The 14853-nt window shown below is 75.1% G+C and carries 14 protein-coding genes, 1 pseudogene and 1 riboswitch; of the genes and pseudogenes, 9 read left to right on the forward strand and 6 right to left on the reverse strand.

The window, feature by feature from the left end; genetic code table 11:
- Together PKY62_RS08100 and PKY62_RS08105 are read left to right on the forward strand one after the other, a co-directional pair.
- Positions 1 to 1020 (forward strand): annotated as a pseudogene (locus PKY62_RS08100) (hypothetical protein); the annotation flags it as partial.
- Positions 1017 to 2255 (forward strand): MFS transporter, encoded by a 1239-nt coding sequence (locus PKY62_RS08105; protein ID WP_324536202.1) that lies wholly within the window; start codon positions 1017 to 1019, stop codon positions 2253 to 2255. The pseudogene PKY62_RS08100 and the gene PKY62_RS08105, both read left to right, overlap by 4 nt.
- Here PKY62_RS08105 and PKY62_RS08110 read toward each other — a convergent pair whose 3' ends face one another.
- Positions 2256 to 2585 carry a DUF2530 domain-containing protein gene (locus PKY62_RS08110; RefSeq protein ID WP_324536203.1) on the reverse strand — a complete coding sequence of 110 codons (330 nt, stop codon included), beginning with the start codon at positions 2583 to 2585 and terminating at the stop codon, positions 2256 to 2258.
- A 78-nt stretch (positions 2586 to 2663) separates the two neighbouring features.
- Here PKY62_RS08110 and PKY62_RS08115 point away from each other — a divergent pair, with 78 nt between their 5' ends.
- From PKY62_RS08115 to PKY62_RS08125, 3 genes are all read left to right on the forward strand, one after another.
- Positions 2664 to 4151: an NCS2 family permease gene (locus PKY62_RS08115; RefSeq protein WP_324536204.1), complete on the forward strand. Its 1488-nt coding sequence runs from the start codon at positions 2664 to 2666 to the stop codon at positions 4149 to 4151.
- 108 nt (positions 4152 to 4259) lie between these two features.
- Positions 4260 to 4721 carry a MarR family winged helix-turn-helix transcriptional regulator gene (locus PKY62_RS08120; protein ID WP_324536205.1) on the forward strand — a complete coding sequence of 154 codons (462 nt, stop codon included), beginning with the start codon at positions 4260 to 4262 and terminating at the stop codon, positions 4719 to 4721.
- Positions 4718 to 6070, forward strand: a complete 1353-nt coding sequence (locus tag PKY62_RS08125; RefSeq protein WP_324536206.1) for an MFS transporter — start codon at positions 4718 to 4720, stop codon at positions 6068 to 6070. The genes PKY62_RS08120 and PKY62_RS08125 overlap by 4 nt, the downstream gene beginning before the upstream one ends.
- Positions 6071 to 6091: 21 nt before the next feature.
- On the opposite strand, the gene PKY62_RS08130 is transcribed toward PKY62_RS08125, so the two are convergent.
- Both PKY62_RS08130 and serC read right to left on the reverse strand, forming a co-directional pair.
- Positions 6092 to 7321: an MFS transporter gene (locus PKY62_RS08130; protein ID WP_324536207.1), complete on the reverse strand. Its 1230-nt coding sequence runs from the start codon at positions 7319 to 7321 to the stop codon at positions 6092 to 6094.
- On the reverse strand, positions 7318 to 8442 hold the full coding sequence (gene serC / locus PKY62_RS08135; protein ID WP_324536208.1) for a phosphoserine transaminase: 1125 nt from the start codon (positions 8440 to 8442) through the stop codon (positions 7318 to 7320). The genes PKY62_RS08130 and serC overlap by 4 nt, the downstream gene beginning before the upstream one ends.
- 103 nt (positions 8443 to 8545) lie before the next feature.
- On the opposite strand from serC, the gene PKY62_RS08140 reads away from it, so the two are divergent.
- The 4 genes from PKY62_RS08140 to PKY62_RS08155 all read left to right on the forward strand — a co-directional run bounded on the left by PKY62_RS08140 (position 8546) and on the right by PKY62_RS08155 (position 12120).
- Positions 8546 to 9244, forward strand: a complete 699-nt coding sequence (locus PKY62_RS08140; RefSeq protein ID WP_324536209.1) for an iron-dependent transcriptional repressor DtxR — start codon at positions 8546 to 8548, stop codon at positions 9242 to 9244.
- A 157-nt stretch (positions 9245 to 9401) separates the two neighbouring features.
- A riboswitch (cyclic di-AMP (ydaO/yuaA leader) is annotated at positions 9402 to 9557 on the forward strand.
- 2 nt (positions 9558 to 9559) lie between these two features.
- Positions 9560 to 10324, forward strand: coding sequence for a C40 family peptidase (locus PKY62_RS08145; RefSeq protein ID WP_324536210.1), 765 nt, complete (start codon positions 9560 to 9562; stop codon positions 10322 to 10324).
- 189 nt (positions 10325 to 10513) lie between these two features.
- Complete coding sequence (locus tag PKY62_RS08150; protein ID WP_324536211.1) at positions 10514 to 11044, forward strand: HNH endonuclease; 531 nt, start codon at positions 10514 to 10516, stop codon at positions 11042 to 11044.
- 68 nt (positions 11045 to 11112) lie between these two features.
- A complete protein-coding gene (locus PKY62_RS08155; RefSeq protein ID WP_324536212.1) occupies positions 11113 to 12120 on the forward strand; it encodes a universal stress protein in 1008 nt (335 codons plus the stop codon).
- A gap of 4 nt (positions 12121 to 12124) precedes the next feature.
- Here the strand turns inward: PKY62_RS08155 and PKY62_RS08160 are convergent, their stop codons facing one another.
- From PKY62_RS08160 to ddaH, 3 genes are read right to left on the reverse strand one after another with little or no spacing between them, the layout of a single operon-like run.
- Positions 12125 to 12610 (reverse strand): Lrp/AsnC family transcriptional regulator, encoded by a 486-nt coding sequence (locus tag PKY62_RS08160; RefSeq protein WP_324536213.1) that lies wholly within the window; start codon positions 12608 to 12610, stop codon positions 12125 to 12127.
- Between the two features lie 39 nt (positions 12611 to 12649).
- Positions 12650 to 13879 (reverse strand): ornithine--oxo-acid transaminase, encoded by a 1230-nt coding sequence (gene rocD, locus PKY62_RS08165; RefSeq protein ID WP_324536214.1) that lies wholly within the window; start codon positions 13877 to 13879, stop codon positions 12650 to 12652.
- Positions 13876 to 14700, reverse strand: a complete 825-nt coding sequence (gene ddaH / locus PKY62_RS08170) for a dimethylargininase (RefSeq protein WP_324536215.1) — start codon at positions 14698 to 14700, stop codon at positions 13876 to 13878. The genes rocD and ddaH overlap by 4 nt, the downstream gene beginning before the upstream one ends.
- Positions 14701 to 14853: the final 153 nt, after the last annotated feature.

Here is a 14853-nt window from a genome sequence, read left to right on the forward strand (position 1 = left end):
TACCTCGACGCGACGGGGCTGCCGTCGGCGCGCGACGCCGGGCGCTCCGCCGAGGACCCGGGGTCGCCGGGCGCGGGGGACGAGGTGCCGCTCGCGGTCGCCGATCTCGACGCGGTGCGGCCCGAGGCGTGGCCGGCCGTGCTCGCCGAGCTGGCCCGCGCCCACCGCCACGCGATGGACCCGGTGCGAGGCCCGGTGCGGCGCCCCCCGTACACCGCCTGGTGGCTGCGCCACCGTGCCGACCTCGGCCTGGACCGGCCGTTCGCCCTGCGGCCGGGGACGGTGCCAGGGCTCGACCCGGTGCCGACCGTGCTCGCGGGCCTCGACGAGGCCCTGCTGCGCTCACTCGGCGGGGTGGGCGCCGCGGCCGACCTGGACGCGGAGGGCTGGGTGGGGCTGCTCGACGGGCTGCTCGACGCGGGTGCTGCCGTCGACCTTCCGCTCGCGGTCGAGCTGTGGCGGGCCCTGGCCCGGCTGGTGCAGACCGGCACCGTCGCGCTCGCACCTCTGGCGGAGGCCGAGGCGCTGCCGGCGCTGGTCGCCGGGGCCGCCGCGACCGCCGGCGTGTCGCTGGCCCCGACCGACGACGTCGCGGTCGCCGACCCGATGTGGGCCCAGCACCCGCTCGCCGCACCGGTCGTCGTGGTGCCCGCCGCACTCACCGAGCGCGTCGCCGACGCGCTGGACCTCGACCTCGCCGTCGAGCGCGCCACCGGCCGGGTCAGCTCGACCGGCCGTCCGGTGCCGGTCCCGCCGGCCCTCCGCACCCTCGCCGGCCTGGTCGGCGCGGTGCCCGAGACCTGGTACGAGCACCGCGACCTGCGGGTCGACGGGGAAGGCGTGGCCTGGTGGGTCGTCGGCGACGAGGTGCACGCCGGCGGGCCGGACGGCCTGGCGAGCGGCGTGGCCCACCTGCTGGGGTGGCGGCACCGGGACCGGTTCGCCCGGGTGCTGGCGGACCCCGCCGTCCTGGCCGGTGCGCTCGTCGACCTCGCCGGGGACGGCGAGCCGGGGACGTGACCGGCGCCACGACGGGGGGCACGGTCGACCGTCGCGTGCTCGTGCTGGGCATGTACCTGCCCGTGCTCGTCTTCGAGACGGGGATCGGGGCGATCCTGCCGGTCGTCGCGCTGAGCGCCACGGCCCTCGGGGCGTCGATCGCGCAGGCCGGGGTGGTCGTCTCCCTGCTGGCCGTGGGCCAGCTGCTCGGCGACGCGCCCGCTGGTGCCCTGGCCGCGCGGGTCGGGGACCGTCGCGCGATGCTCCTTGCTGCGGGCGCCGCGGTCGTCGCCCTGCTCGCCGCGGCCCTCGCGCGCCAGGTGCTGGTGCTCGCCGGTGCCCTGCTCGTGCTCGGCGCGGCCAACGCCGTCGTGGGTCTCGCGCGGCACTCCTACCTCACGGCCACCACGCCGGTCGCCCTGCGCGCGCGGGTGCTGTCCACCCTCGGGGGGCTGCACCGGATCGGGCTCTTCGTCGGGCCCTTCGTCGGTGCGCTGCTCGTGCACCTCGCCGGGCTCGGGGCGGCGTACTGGTTCGCGGTCGCCACGGCGGGGATCACGGCGCTCGTCGTGGCTGCGGTGCCCGACGGCAGGCCGCACGTGCGTGCCACCGGCGGCCCCAGCACGGCCGCGGTGCTGCGGGAGCATCGCCGGCTCTTCGCCACGCTGGGCGTGGCGGTGCTGCTCGTCGGGGCGGCGCGCGGCGGCCGCGGCACGGTCCTGCCGCTGTGGTCCGAGCACCTGGGGCTCGCCCCGGCGACCACCGCCCTGATCTTCGGGCTCGCGGGGGCCGTGGACATGCTGCTCTTCTACCCCGCCGGCCGGCTGATGGACACCCGCGGCCGGCTGTGGGCAGCGCTGCCGTCGATGGCCGTGCTCGGCATGGGGTTCGCCCTGCTGCCCCTCACCACGACCGTCGGCGGCGTGGCCGCCGTGGCGATGCTCATCGGCCTGGGCAACGGGATGGGCTCGGGCATCCTCATGACGCTGGGGGCCGACGTCGCGCCGGCGCCCGTCCGTGCGCAGTTCCTCGGCCTGTGGCGGCTGTGCCAGGACCTCGGCGGGGCCGGCGGCCCGCTGCTCGTCGCGGCCGGCGCCGCGCTGGGCTCCCTTGCCGGTGGCATCCTCGCGCTGGCCGGGATCTCCGCGGGGGCCGTGGCGGCGCTGGCGCGCTGGACACCGCGGTACTCGGTGCACGCGAACCGCACGACGCGGCGTCGGGCGCGCGCGGCCGGGCTGCTGGACGGTCCGGGCTAGTCAGGCCGGGTCGGCCGTGCCGGGCCGCTGAGGGGTCTCGTCGGTCCCGTCGGTCCTGCCTGCGGCGGGCGCCTCGCGGGCCTCGAGCGCGGCGGCCCGGCGCGCGCGGCGGTGCTCCCACCCCAGCGCGAGGCCTCCGAGCAGCAGGCCCGCGATGCAGATCGGCACGGCGCGACCGGTGGTGACCCCCGTGAGGGTGGCCACCGCGACGACGACGAGGGCGAGCGTCCACAGCGCGATGCCCACCCGGAACACGCGGCGCAGGTCGATCTCGACGGGGGCCAGCGTGGAGGGGGCGAACACGCTGGGCCGGGCTGGCGGGGTGCTCACCGGCCCAGGGTACGTGGCGTTGCTCACCATGCGTGCGGGTACACACACCGGACACACAGTTCTGCCACGCTGTGCGCCATGACGCAGACCCTCCCCCCCACGTCGACGGGCCCGATGAGCCGGGTCGACACCTATTTCAAGATCAGCGAGCGCGGCTCGACCGTCGGCACCGAGATCCGCGGCGGCCTGGTCACCTTCTTCACGATGAGCTACATCATCGTGCTCAACCCGCTCATCCTCGGCTTCGTCGCAGACGGCACCGGCGGCTACCTCGGCGGCGGCCCGGGCGACGGGTCCAACCTCGCGTCGATCGCCGCGGCGACGGCGCTCGTCGCCGGCGTGCTGTCGATCCTCATGGGCGTCGTGGCCAACTTCCCGCTCGCGCTCGCCGCGGGCCTCGGCCTCAACGCCGTCGTGGCGTACTCGATCGCGGCGCTGCCCGACATGACCTGGGCCGACGCCATGGGCATCGTCGTCCTCGAGGGCCTGATCATCCTGGTGCTCGTGCTGACCGGCTTCCGGACGGCCGTGTTCAAGGCGGTCCCGGTCGAGCTCAAGACGGCGATCAGCGTCGGCATCGGCCTGTTCATCGCCTTCATCGGCCTCGTCGACTCCGGCTTCGTCCGCATCCCCGCCAGCCTGGCCACCCCGGTCGAGCTCGGCATCCGGGGCTCGCTAGACGGCTGGCCGCTGCTCGTGTTCGTCGTGGGCCTCGTGCTCGCCATCGTGCTCATGGTCCGCAAGGTGCGCGGCGCGATCCTCATCGCGATCCTGTCCTCGACCGTGCTCGCCGTCGTCATCGAGGCCGTCGCGAAGGTCGGCGGCCAGCCGCTGGACGGCTCCAACCCGAAGGGCTGGGAGCTCAACGTCCCGGCGATCCCCGAGGGCGGTCTGGTCAGCGCACCCGACTTCGGCCTCATCGGCAGCTTCTCGCTCTTCGGCTCGTTCGGGAAGATCGGGGTCGTCGCGGTCGTGCTGCTCGTCTTCTCGCTGCTCCTCGCGGACTTCTTCGACACGATGGGCACGATGGTCGCCGTCGGCGGCGAGGCCGGCCTGCTCGACGAGCAGGGCAACCCGCCCCGCACGCAGCAGATCCTCGTCGTCGACTCGATCGCCGCTGCGGCCGGTGGCGCCGCGGGCGTCTCGTCCAACACGAGCTACATCGAGTCGGCGGCGGGTGTCGGCGACGGCGCCAGGACGGGCCTGGCCTCGGTCGTCACCGGCATCGCCTTCCTCCTGGCGACGTTCCTGTCCCCGCTCGTCGACATGGTGCCGTTCGAGGCCGCGACGCCGGCCCTCGTGGTCGTCGGCTTCCTCATGGTCATGCAGGTCTCGGGGATCGACTGGAAGAACTACGAGGTCGCCATCCCGGCGTTCCTCACGATGATCCTCATGCCGTTCACCTACTCGATCACGGTGGGCATCGGCGCGGGCTTCGTCTCCTTCGTGGTGATCAAGCTCGCACTGGGCAAGGTCAAGGCCGTGCACCCGCTGATGTGGGGCGCAGCGGTGCTCTTCGTCATCTACTTCACGCTCGGCCCGATCAAGGCGGCCCTCGGGATCTGACCCGCCCCAGCACGCAACGCAGGCCCCGCGGACACCCGTCCGCGGGGCCTGCGTCGTCCGGCAGGCCCGCCCGATTCGTTACCCGAGGTCATGACCTAGGATAGGGACATGACCTCCGACACCCCGCCGGCCCGCCCGGCCGCCGCCGACTGCCGGCCGCCGGCGCTGGCGGGCGACCTGCGCGTCTCGGTCACCCACCTCGTGCGTCGCCTGCGCCTCGAGCGCAGCAGCGAGCAGATCAGCGACGGGCAGTACGCGACCCTGGCCGCGCTGGCCAACCGCGGGCCGATGACCCCGACCGCCCTGGCCGAGGACCAGCACGTCCAGCCGCCGCCCATGACGCGCACCGTCAACGCGCTCGTCGAGGCGGGGCTGGCGCGGCGCGACGACCACCCGACCGACCGCCGCCAGGTGGTCGTCTCGATCACCGACGCTGGCCTGCGCGAGGTCAAGGAGACCCGGCGGCGGCGCAACGCCTGGCTCGCCGCACAGCTGGCGACGCTGACGCCGCAGGAGCGTGAGGTGCTCGCCACGGCCAGCGCGGTGCTGGACCGGATCGCCACCCGATGAGCCCCACGTTCGCCTCGTTCCGGTACGTCAACTACCGGCTGTGGTTCGCGGGCGCCCTCGTCGCCAACGTCGGCACGTGGATGCAGCGCGTCGCCCAGGACTGGCTGGTCCTCACGGTGCTCACGGCGGACTCGGGTGTCGCCGTCGGCGTGACGACGGCGCTGCAGTTCGGTCCCGTGCTGTTCCTGTCCGCGTGGGCCGGGGTGCTCGCCGACCGTGTGGACCGCCGCCGCCTGCTCATGGCGACGCAGGTCGCGCAGGCGGTGCTCGCCGCCGGGCTGGGGGCGCTGGTGCTCAGCGGCCGAGCGGAGCTGTGGCACGTCTACGTCTTCGCGGGGGTGCTGGGCTGCGTCACCGCGATCGACGGCCCGGCCCGCCAGACCTTCGTCGCGGACATGGTCCCGGCGGACCGGCTGTCCAACGCCGTCGGCCTCAACAGCGCGTCGTTCAACGCCGCCCGGCTCATCGGACCGGGCCTCGCGGGGCTGGCCATCGCCTGGCTCGGCATCGGCTGGGTGTTCGTCCTCAACGCCGTGACCTTCGCCGCGACCATCCTCGCGCTGACCCGGATGCGGCGTTCCGAGCTCCAGCCCGTGGCGCACGTGGCACGCGCGTCGGGGCAGATCCGCGAGGGCATCGCCTACGTGCGCGGGCGCAGCGACATCCTCGTGGTCATGGTCGTCGTGGGGGTGGTGAGCACCTTCGGGCTCAACTTCCAGCTGACCAGCGCGCTCATGGCCCGCACCGAGTTCGGCCGCGGGCCCCAGGAGTACGGCGTGCTGGGCTCGGTGCTGGCGATCGGGTCGCTGGGCGGGGCGCTGCTCGCCGCCCGGCGCGAGCGCCCCCGGGTGCGGCTGGTCATCGGGTCGGCGCTCGGGTTCGGGGTGGCGTCGGGCGTCATGGCCCTCATGCCCACCTACGCGACCTACATGCTCGCGACGATCCCGGTGGGGTTCACGTCGCTCACCATGCTCACGGCGGCGAACGCGACGCTGCAGATGTCCGTGGACCCCGCGATGCGTGGCCGCGTCGTGGCGCTGTACATGGTCGTCTTCCTCGGGGCCACGCCGGTGGGCTCACCGCTGGTGGGCTGGGTGGGTCAGACCTACGGCGCGCGCTGGGCGATCGGGATCGGCGCGCTGGCCTCGCTGGTGGTCGCCGGCGCGGCCGCGCTGTGGGCGATCCGGCACTGGGACCTGGAGATCGGCTACACCGTGCGCAGCCGCCCGCACCTGCAGGTGCGGTACCCCCACGAGGGCGCCGACACCGTGGGCGACGAGATCGCGGCCCGTGCCGACGCGGCGCTGGCCCTGCGAGGTCAGCAGGCGACGGACGTCACCGCGGTGTGAGGGGCGCGCCGTCGTCGAGGGTCAGACGACGACGACGACGTCGCGGCGCAGCGACAGCCGTGCCGTCGCGACCGCCGTGGCCCCGGCCGCCATGAGCGCCGGGACGAGCAGGAACCCGAGGTGCGGGCCGAAGGCGTCGGACAGCGCACCGAGCAGGAGCGGCGCGGCGCCGATCGCCGCACCGGCGCCGACGAGGGCGATCGCCTGCGCCTGGTCGGCGCGCTCCCCGGCCGCCCGCAGCGCCAACGCCACGGACATCGGGTAGTGGGCGCCGTAGCCGAGACCGGCGACGACCAGGCCGGCCACCGCGATCGCCGGCGTCGTCGTCAGCCAGAGCAGCGCGAAGCCGACCGCGGCGAGGCCGTAGGAGGCCAGCAGGAGCGACTCCGGCGCGTGCCGCAGAGCGAGCGGTCCCAGGATGAAGCGGGAGGCCGCCATGCCGAGCACGAGGGCGGACACCGCGGCCGTGGACACCGCGGCGGGCGCGCCGGTCCGGGTGGCCACCAGGTCGGCAGCCCAGAACGTGGTGGCGAACTCCACGGCGACCCCGCAGATCATGGCCGACCAGAAGAGCCAGAACGTCCGACCGAAGCCGCCGGTCGCGTCCGCGATCCGGGCCGCCCGGCCCAGCGGTGCCACCGGGGGGCCGACCGGTGCCGGGACCCGGTCGATCGCCGGCTCGGGTCCGACCCGGGCCAGCAGCAGCGCCGTCACCGATCCGAGCAGCACGACCAGCCCGACCGCCGGCCGCCAGCCCCAGCCGGCCGCCACCGTCGCCCCGACGGCCAGGGGGGCGAGCAGCCCCACGGCGGCGCCGATGCCGTTGGCCTCGGTCACCGCGGCTGGCCCCGCGCTGCCGTGGTGCTGGAGCAGGGCGGGCTGGGCCGCGGCGAGCACGAGGTTGCCACCCACCGCCGTGACGAGGCACGCGGTCAGGGTCGCGGCGAGGGTGGTGCCGAGCACCAGCGCCCCGATGCCCGCGCAGACGACGGCGAGGCCGCCGACGGCCACCGCCCGACGGCCGAGCCGGCGGGCCAGGCCGGCGCTGACGGTCCCGGCGAGCACGGCTCCGACGGCCATCGCCGTGCCGTGCAGGCCGGCCTGGGCCCGGGTGATGCCCTGCTCGGTCGCGATGAGCGGGATCGCCGGCGCGAAGCCGTAGAGGAACCATCCCCACACGACGAAGACGGCGTAGAGCCGGACCGTCAGCGGGTCGCGCCGCAGCGGCGTGCGGGCAGGGGGGCGGCTCACCCGAGTCGGTCGACGACGTGGTCGACGCAGGCCGTCAGGGCCGCGACATCGGCCGGGTCGACGGCCGGGAACATCGCGACCCGCAGCTGGTTGCGGCCCAGCTTGCGGTAGGGCTCGACGTCCACGACGCCGTGGCGGCGCAGCACCTGGCACACGGTGGGCGCGTCGATCGCGGCATCGAGGTCGATGGTGCCGACCACCGTGCTGCGTGCGGCGGGGTCGGCGACGAACGGGGCGGCCCAGGGGCGCTCCTGCGCCCAGCCGTAGAGCAGGGCGGCCGACTCCGCCGTCCGTGCCGTGGCCCACGGCAGGCCGCCGTTGCCCAGCAGCCAGTCGACCTGCTCCGCGAGGAGCACGAGCGTCGCCAGGGCCGGGGTGTTGAGCGTCTCGTCCTTGCGCGAGCTCGCCAGGGCCGTGGTGAGCGACAGGAAGGTGGGGATCCACCGGTCGGCGGCGATCCGCTCGGCGCGCTCGACGGCGTCCGGCGAGACCAGCGCCAGCCACAGGCCGCCGTCGGACGCGAACGACTTCTGCGGGGCGAAGTAGTAGACGTCCGTCTGCGCGACGTCGACCGGCAGCCCGCCGGCGCCCGACGTCGCGTCGACGAGCACCAGCGCCTCGCCCGCGGTCCCCGCCGGGCGCAGCACCGGGGCGGCGACGCCGGTCGAGGTCTCGTTGTGCGGCCACGCGTAGGTGTCGACGCCCGCCTCGCGCTCGGGCAGGACGAGCGATCCGGGTGCCGCGGTGCGCACCGTCGGTGCGGCGAGGAAGGGGGCGCGGTCCACGGCCCGGGCGAACGAGGTGCCGAACTCGCCGAAGGCGCACAGCTGGGCGCGGTCCGCCACGAGGCTGAAGGTGGCGAGGTCCCAGAAGGCCGTGGAGCCGCCGTTGCCGAGCACCACCTCGTAGCCGTCGGGGAGGCCGAACAGCTCGGCCAGCCCGGAGCGCACCCGGCCGACGAGCGCGCGCACCGGGGCCTGGCGGTGCGACGTGCCGAGCAGGGTGCGGCCGACGGCGGCCAGCGCCTCGACCTGCTCGGGGCGGACCTTGGACGGTCCGGAGCCGAACCGGCCGTCGACGGGCAGCAGGTGCGCGGGGATGGTGATGTCGGCGGCGCTCACCCCAGCACTCTAGGGCGCGGCGCCTGGCGCCCCGGTGCCTGCCCGGAGCCCGGGCACCGTAGCCTGGGGGCAGCGGACGACGGTCACGGGGAGAGGCGCGCGCATGAGCGATCTGATCGACACCACGGAGATGTACCTGCGCACCATCTACGAGCTCGCCGAGGAGGGGATCGTCCCCCTGCGCGCGCGCATCGCCGAGCGGCTGGGGCACTCCGGCCCGACCGTCTCGCAGACCGTCGCCCGGATGGAGCGGGACGGCCTCGTGGTCGTCAGCGGGGACCGGCATCTCGAGCTCACCGAGCTCGGCCAGCTCAAGGCCGTGCGCGTCATGCGCAAGCACCGCCTGGCGGAGCGGCTGCTCACGGACGTCATCGGGCTGGAGTGGGCCTTCGTGCACGACGAGGCCTGCCGCTGGGAGCACGTCATGAGCGACCGGGTGGAGCGCCGCCTCGTCGAGCTGCTCGACCACCCGCACCACTCGCCCTACGGCAACCCCATCCCGGGCCTCGCCGAGCTCGGCGAGCAGGGCGCCGAGGCGTTCCTCGACGGCGTCGTCTCCCTCGCGGCCCTGCCGGCGCAGGCCGCCGGCGGGCCGGTGCGCGCCGTCGTCGCGCGGCTGGGTGAGCCCCTGCAGACCGACGTGGAGCTGCTCGGCCGGCTCGCCGGGGCTGGCGTGCTCCCCGGCATCGCGGTGGACGTCGAGCGCGGCAACGGGATCGTCACCGTGGGCGTGCCGGGCGCAGAGCTCGTGCTCGACCTGCCGGACGACATCGCGCGGCACGTGTTCGTCGCCCTCGCCTGAACGGGCCGTCGCCGCCCGAGTGGCATACCTCACAGGTCTCCGTCCGTGACCTGAGCGTGACATTCCCGTGATCCGCAGGTACCTTCGGGGTGCACCTCGGAACCCTCCTCCGCGGCGCCCTCGGTCGGGATCGCCTAGTCCTGCCACCGAACGAGGTCCGGACAACTCGCTGGCAGGAGCGGGGGAACCACGAAGTGGGCACCACGGTGTCCTTGGGGTGAAGCCGCGTGAGCACCGGAGACGGTGTGATCGAGGCCGGGTGATCTCCCACCCGAACCCGACAGCTCACCTCGCAGGCGTTCGGAGAGGTTTCGCGTGACCATCACGATCGAGCACGGCCGGCACAGATCGGCACGTCGTCCCGCCACCCCGCTGAGCGACCTCGCGACCGCAGCCACCGGCAGCCTCGCGATCGTCGGACGTCGGTCCGCCGTCGTCGCCGCGACCGGTGGCCTCGTCATGTCCATGGCGCTGCCGGCCTCCGCCGCCCCCGCCGACGCACCCGCCAACGCGCTGCCCGCCGTCGACGTCACCGCACTGACCGCGCAGGCCCGGGCCGCGCTGGCCACGTCGCCGGTCGTCTCCGTGCCGGTCGACGCCGCGTGGGGCTTCGCGACCCCGCAGCTCACGGTCGTGGCCAACCCGGAGCCCGAGCCGGTCGTGGTGACCCGCTCGACGACGACGGCCCGCAGCACCGAGCGCAGCTCCGTCGCCGCGGCGACGTCCGCCGTCCCGCAGTCCGTCGCCGGCAACGCCGTCCTCGAGATCGCTGCACGCTACGTCGGCGTCCCGTACGTCTCCGGCGGCACGACGCCCGACGGGTTCGACTGCTCGGGCTTCACCTCCTACGTCTACGCACAGCTCGGCATCTCGCTGTCGCGCAGCTCCGCCGACCAGCGCTACAACGGCGTCGTCGTCTCGCGTGCGGACGCCCTGCCGGGCGACCTCATCTGGTCCCCGGGCCACGTCGGCATCTACGCCGGCGGCGACACGCAGATCGACTCCCCGCGTCCGGGCAAGACCATCCAGTTCCGCGGGATCTGGCAGAGCAACCCCATCTTCATCCGCGTCACCGGCTGACCTCGGCCCGCTGACCGTTCGACGAAGGCCCGGACCCGCGCGGTCCGGGCCTTCGTCGTCCGCGGTGCGTCGGTGGGGCGCCCCACCGCAGTGCCATGGGTGGCGCGGGTGGCGTCGCGTACTCTGGCAGCGCTGATCCAGGACCCGTGCAGCCAGCCGGGTCCGACCGTGACGGTCCGGGAGGCCGCCGTGCTGACCACCAGCGAGCCCCGTGCGCACTCCGTCGCGCCCGACGTGCGCCGCGCGCTGCTCCTCAACGCGAGCCGCGAGCCCCTGTGCGTCGTCAGCGTGCATCGCGCCGTCGCGCTGGTGCTCCAGGGCAAGGCGGTGGTGCTCGAGTCGGACGGGCGGATGCTGCGCTCGGAGCGTCTGATCCTGCCCGCGCCCGCCGTGCTGTGCCTCACCCGCTACGTCCACGTCCCGTACCGCCGTGTGGTCCCGCCCACGCGGCGCACCGTGCTGGCCCGCGACGCGCACCGGTGCGCGTACTGCGCCGGCCCGGCGGACACGGTCGACCACGTGCACCCGCGCTCCCGCGGCGGGCGGCACGAGTGGACCAATGTCGTGGCAGCGTGCGCACGCTGCAACCACCGCAAGGCCGACCGTCTGCTCGCCGAGATCGGCTGGCAGCTGCTCGTCGCACCCGTCGCCCCGGTCGGCGTGGGCAGCCTCGCGGCGCTCCGCCCGCACCCCTCGTGGACCGCCTACCTCGCGTCGTGACCGATGACCCGACGCCGCGCGCGCATTCGCGGCAGGATGGGGTCAGCGGGGAGCCGAGGGAGGCAACGATGGATGCGGACGACGTCGTCCTGGTCGGGGTGGACGGTTCACCGGCCAGCCTCAACGCGGTCGACTGGGCGGCGGCCCATGCGGAGCGGCACGGTCAGGGGATCCACCTGGTCTGCACGTACGCGGTGCCCTCCTTCTCCGCTGCCGCGATGGACGGCGGGTACGCGTCCCTCGACGACACCGCGATCCTCGAGGGCGCCCAGGCGGTGCTCGACGAGGCGAAGGCACGCCTGGCCGGTCGTGGTCTGCGCGTGACGTCCGCCGTCGCCACCGGCGACGCCGCCGCCGTGCTGGTCGAGCGGTCCCGCTCCGCCGCGCTCGTCGTGGTGGGCACGCGCGGGCGCGGCGGCTTCGCCGAGCGGCTGCTCGGAACGGTCTCGTCCGCCCTGCCGGCGCACGCCCACTGCCCGACGGTCGTGGTGCCCTACCGGCGGCGCGAGATCGACGAGGAGCGCCCGCTGCCCACCGACCGGGGCTCGGCCGCCGAGGTGGAGGTCGCACCGTCCGGCCGCTCCGTGGGCAGGCGCGAGGTGCTGCCGGTCCGGTCGATCGTCGTGGGCGTGGACGGCTCGCCGTCCGCCGAGGTCGCCCTGGCGCACGCGCTGCGCGAGGCCGAGGCCTGGCACGCCGAGCTCACCGCCGTTGCCGCCGTGCCCGTGGGCACCGGGGCGGGGCTGCTCGCGTGGCTGCCGGCCGCCGTGGACCACGAGGCCGTGCTCCGGGACGTCGCCGAGGGGCTCGACGTGGTGGTCGACCGCGCGCTGGTGGACCACCCGGGTGTGACCGTGCGGCGCGTCGTGCTGGACGGCACCGGGTCGCAGCTGCTCACCGAGTTCTCCACCGCGGTGGACCTCGTCGTGGTCGGCTCGCGCGGCCGGGGCGGCTTCGCCGGGCTGCTGCTCGGGTCGACGAGCCAGGCCGTGCTGCACCACTCGGCGTGCCCCGTCATGGTCGTCACCACGCGCGTGCGCGAGGAGGAGCGGTTCCCGGGATCCTCGCGCTGGTGAGGGCTCAGCCCGGCGGCAGGTCCCGGCGCACCAACGGTGTGAGCACCACGGACGAGCGCGTGCGCTGCACGAACGGCTCGGCGTTGATCCGCTCGACGACCTCGTCCAGGTGGCGCACGTCGCGTGCGCGGACCTGCACCACGGCATCGGCCTCGCCGGTGACCGTGCTGGCCGCCACCACCTCGGGGTAGCGCTCGAACGCCTCGCGCATCCGCGCGGGGCTGGTCGAGGCCGCGGCGAAGACCTCGACCTGGGCCTCGGTGGCCCAGCCGAGCGCCGCGGGGTCCAGCCGTACGGAGAAGCCCTCGATGATGCCGCGCTCGCGCAGGCGGTCGACGCGTCGCTTGACCGCGGGCGCCGAGAGGTTCACCTGGGTGCCGATGCGCGCGAACGAGGCGCGCGCGTCGCGGCGCAGGTGCTCGAGGATCGCCGCGTCGATCCGGTCCATGGCCGGCCGGGGCGGGGCGCTGGCGTCGTCCACGGGGAGCATGGCCCCCAGCATGCCGGACCGGCCGCCCTGGCCGCCCGGTCAGCGCAGCGCGTCGCCCCAGCGCAGCGCGTCGGTGAGCCGGTCCAGCGCCAGGTCGAGGTCCGCGCGGCTGATCGTCAGGGGCGGGGCGAGGCGGACGGTCGAGCCGTGGGTGTCCTTGACGAGCACCCCGCGGGCCAGCATCCGCTCGGCGAGCGCGCGACCCGTGCCCCGCGCCGGGTCGACGTCGATCCCGGCCCAGAGGCCGACGCTCCGCGCGCCGACGAGCAGGCCGTCGGCCACCAGGGCGTCGAGCCGCGTGCGCAGGTGGGCGCCGAGGTCGCGCGCGGCGAGCTGGTGCTCGCCCGTCTCGAGCAGCCCGACGACGGCCGTGCCGACCGCGCACGCCAGCGGGTTGCCGCCGAACGTCGAGCCGTGGGTCCCGGGCGTGAGGACGTCAAGCACGTCGCGCCGCCCGACGACGGCGGAGACCGGCAGCACCCCGCCACCGAGCGCCTTGCCGAGCAGCACGAGGTCGGGCCGGACGCCGACGAGCTCGCACGCCAGGGTGGAGCCGGTGCGGCCCAGGCCGGACTGGATCTCGTCGAGCACCAGCAGCGTGCCGGTGGCGTCGCACAGCGCGCGCGCCGCGGCCAGGTAGCCCGGGGGCGGGAGGATGACGCCCGCCTCACCCTGCACGGGCTCGAGCAGCACCGCCACCGTCGTCTCGTCGATCGCGGACGCCAGCGCCGCGGCGTCGCCGTAGGGGACCACCCGGAAGCCGGGGGTGTACGGGCCGAACCCGCGCCGCGCGTCGTCGTCGTCCGAGAACGAGACGATCGTCGTGGTGCGGCCGTGGAAGTTGCCGCCCGCCACGACGACGGTGGCGAGGCCGGGGGCGACGCCCTTGACGTCGTAGCCCCACTTGCGGACGGCCTTGACCGCCGTCTCGACGGCCTCCGCACCGGTGTTCATCGGCAGCACGAGATCGGCCGGCAGCGCGTCGGCGAGCAGCCCGACGAGGCGGTCGGCGAACGGCTCGAGCAGGTCGTGGTCGAAGGCGCGCGACGTCAGGGTCAGGCGGTCGAGCTGGGCGTGGGCCGCGGCGACGAGCACGGGGTGCCGGTGTCCGAAGTTCAGCGCGGAGTAGCCCGCGAGGAGGTCGAGGTAGCGGTTGCCGGCGGCGTCGCGCACCCAGGAGCCCTCGCCCTCGACGAGGGTGACGGGCAGCGGGTGGTAGTTGCCGGCGACGTGGCTGGTCGTGGTGCTGGCCGGGGCGGTGGTCGTCACGGCGCCGTGCGGATCTCGAGCGTGCAGCACTTGGCCCCGCCGCCGCCCTTGAGCAGCTCGGTGGTGTCGACGGGCGTGGGCTCGAAGCCGTGCTCGCGCAGCGCAGCCTGCAGGTCGACGGCCGCGGGGGCGACGACCACGCGTCGGCCGTCCGAGACCGCGTTGAGACCCAGGGCCACGGCGTCGCGCTCGGTCGCGAGGATCGCGTCGGGGTAGCGCTCGGCGAGCAGCGACCGGGAGGCGGGGGAGAAGGCCGGCGGGTAGTAGGCGATGAACGGGTGTGCCGGGTCGCTGTCCAGCACGGCCAGCGCGGTGTCGAGGTGGTAGAAGCGCGGGTCGACGAGCTCGAGCGTGAGCACCTCGCGTCCGGTGAGGTGGGCCAGCTCGGCGTGCGCGGCGGGGTCGGTGCGGAAGCCCGAACCGCCCAGCAGCACGTCCCCGACCATGAGGATGTCGCCCTCGCCCTCGTTGACCCGCTCGGCGGTGTGGGTGACGAAGCCCGCGTCGGCGAACCACTTCTGGTAGGCGGGGCCCTCGGCGGCGCGCTCGGGGTAGGTGAAGCGCGCGGAGTAGACCAGGCCGTCGACGACCGTCGCGCCGTTGGCGGCGTAGACCATGTCCGGCAGCCCGGGGACGGGCTCGATGAGGTCGACGGTGTGGCCCCACTCGAGGTAGGTCCGGTAGAGGACCTGCCACTGCGCGACGGCGCGGGCGGTGTCGGTCGCCAGGGTGACGTCCATCCACGGGTTGATCTCGTAGCTCACCTCGAAGTACGTGGGGGAGCACATGAGGAAGCGGCGGGGCGTCGAGATGCGGGTCATGGGTCCTCAGTGGTCGGCTGGCCGGCGGCGGCGGGACGTGTCGTTCGAGGCTATGGGGCCGCGCGGAGCGGCGGGGGATCAGGACCGTGCGTGTCGACGCGCGAATCGTTGCGCGCGCGAGGGTGCGGGCGGCGGATCGTTGCGTGGTGCGCG

Origin of the sequence: Actinotalea sp., from assembly GCF_035443605.1 — a bacterium.
In the GTDB taxonomy this organism is placed as follows: domain Bacteria; phylum Actinomycetota; class Actinomycetes; order Actinomycetales; family Cellulomonadaceae; genus Actinotalea.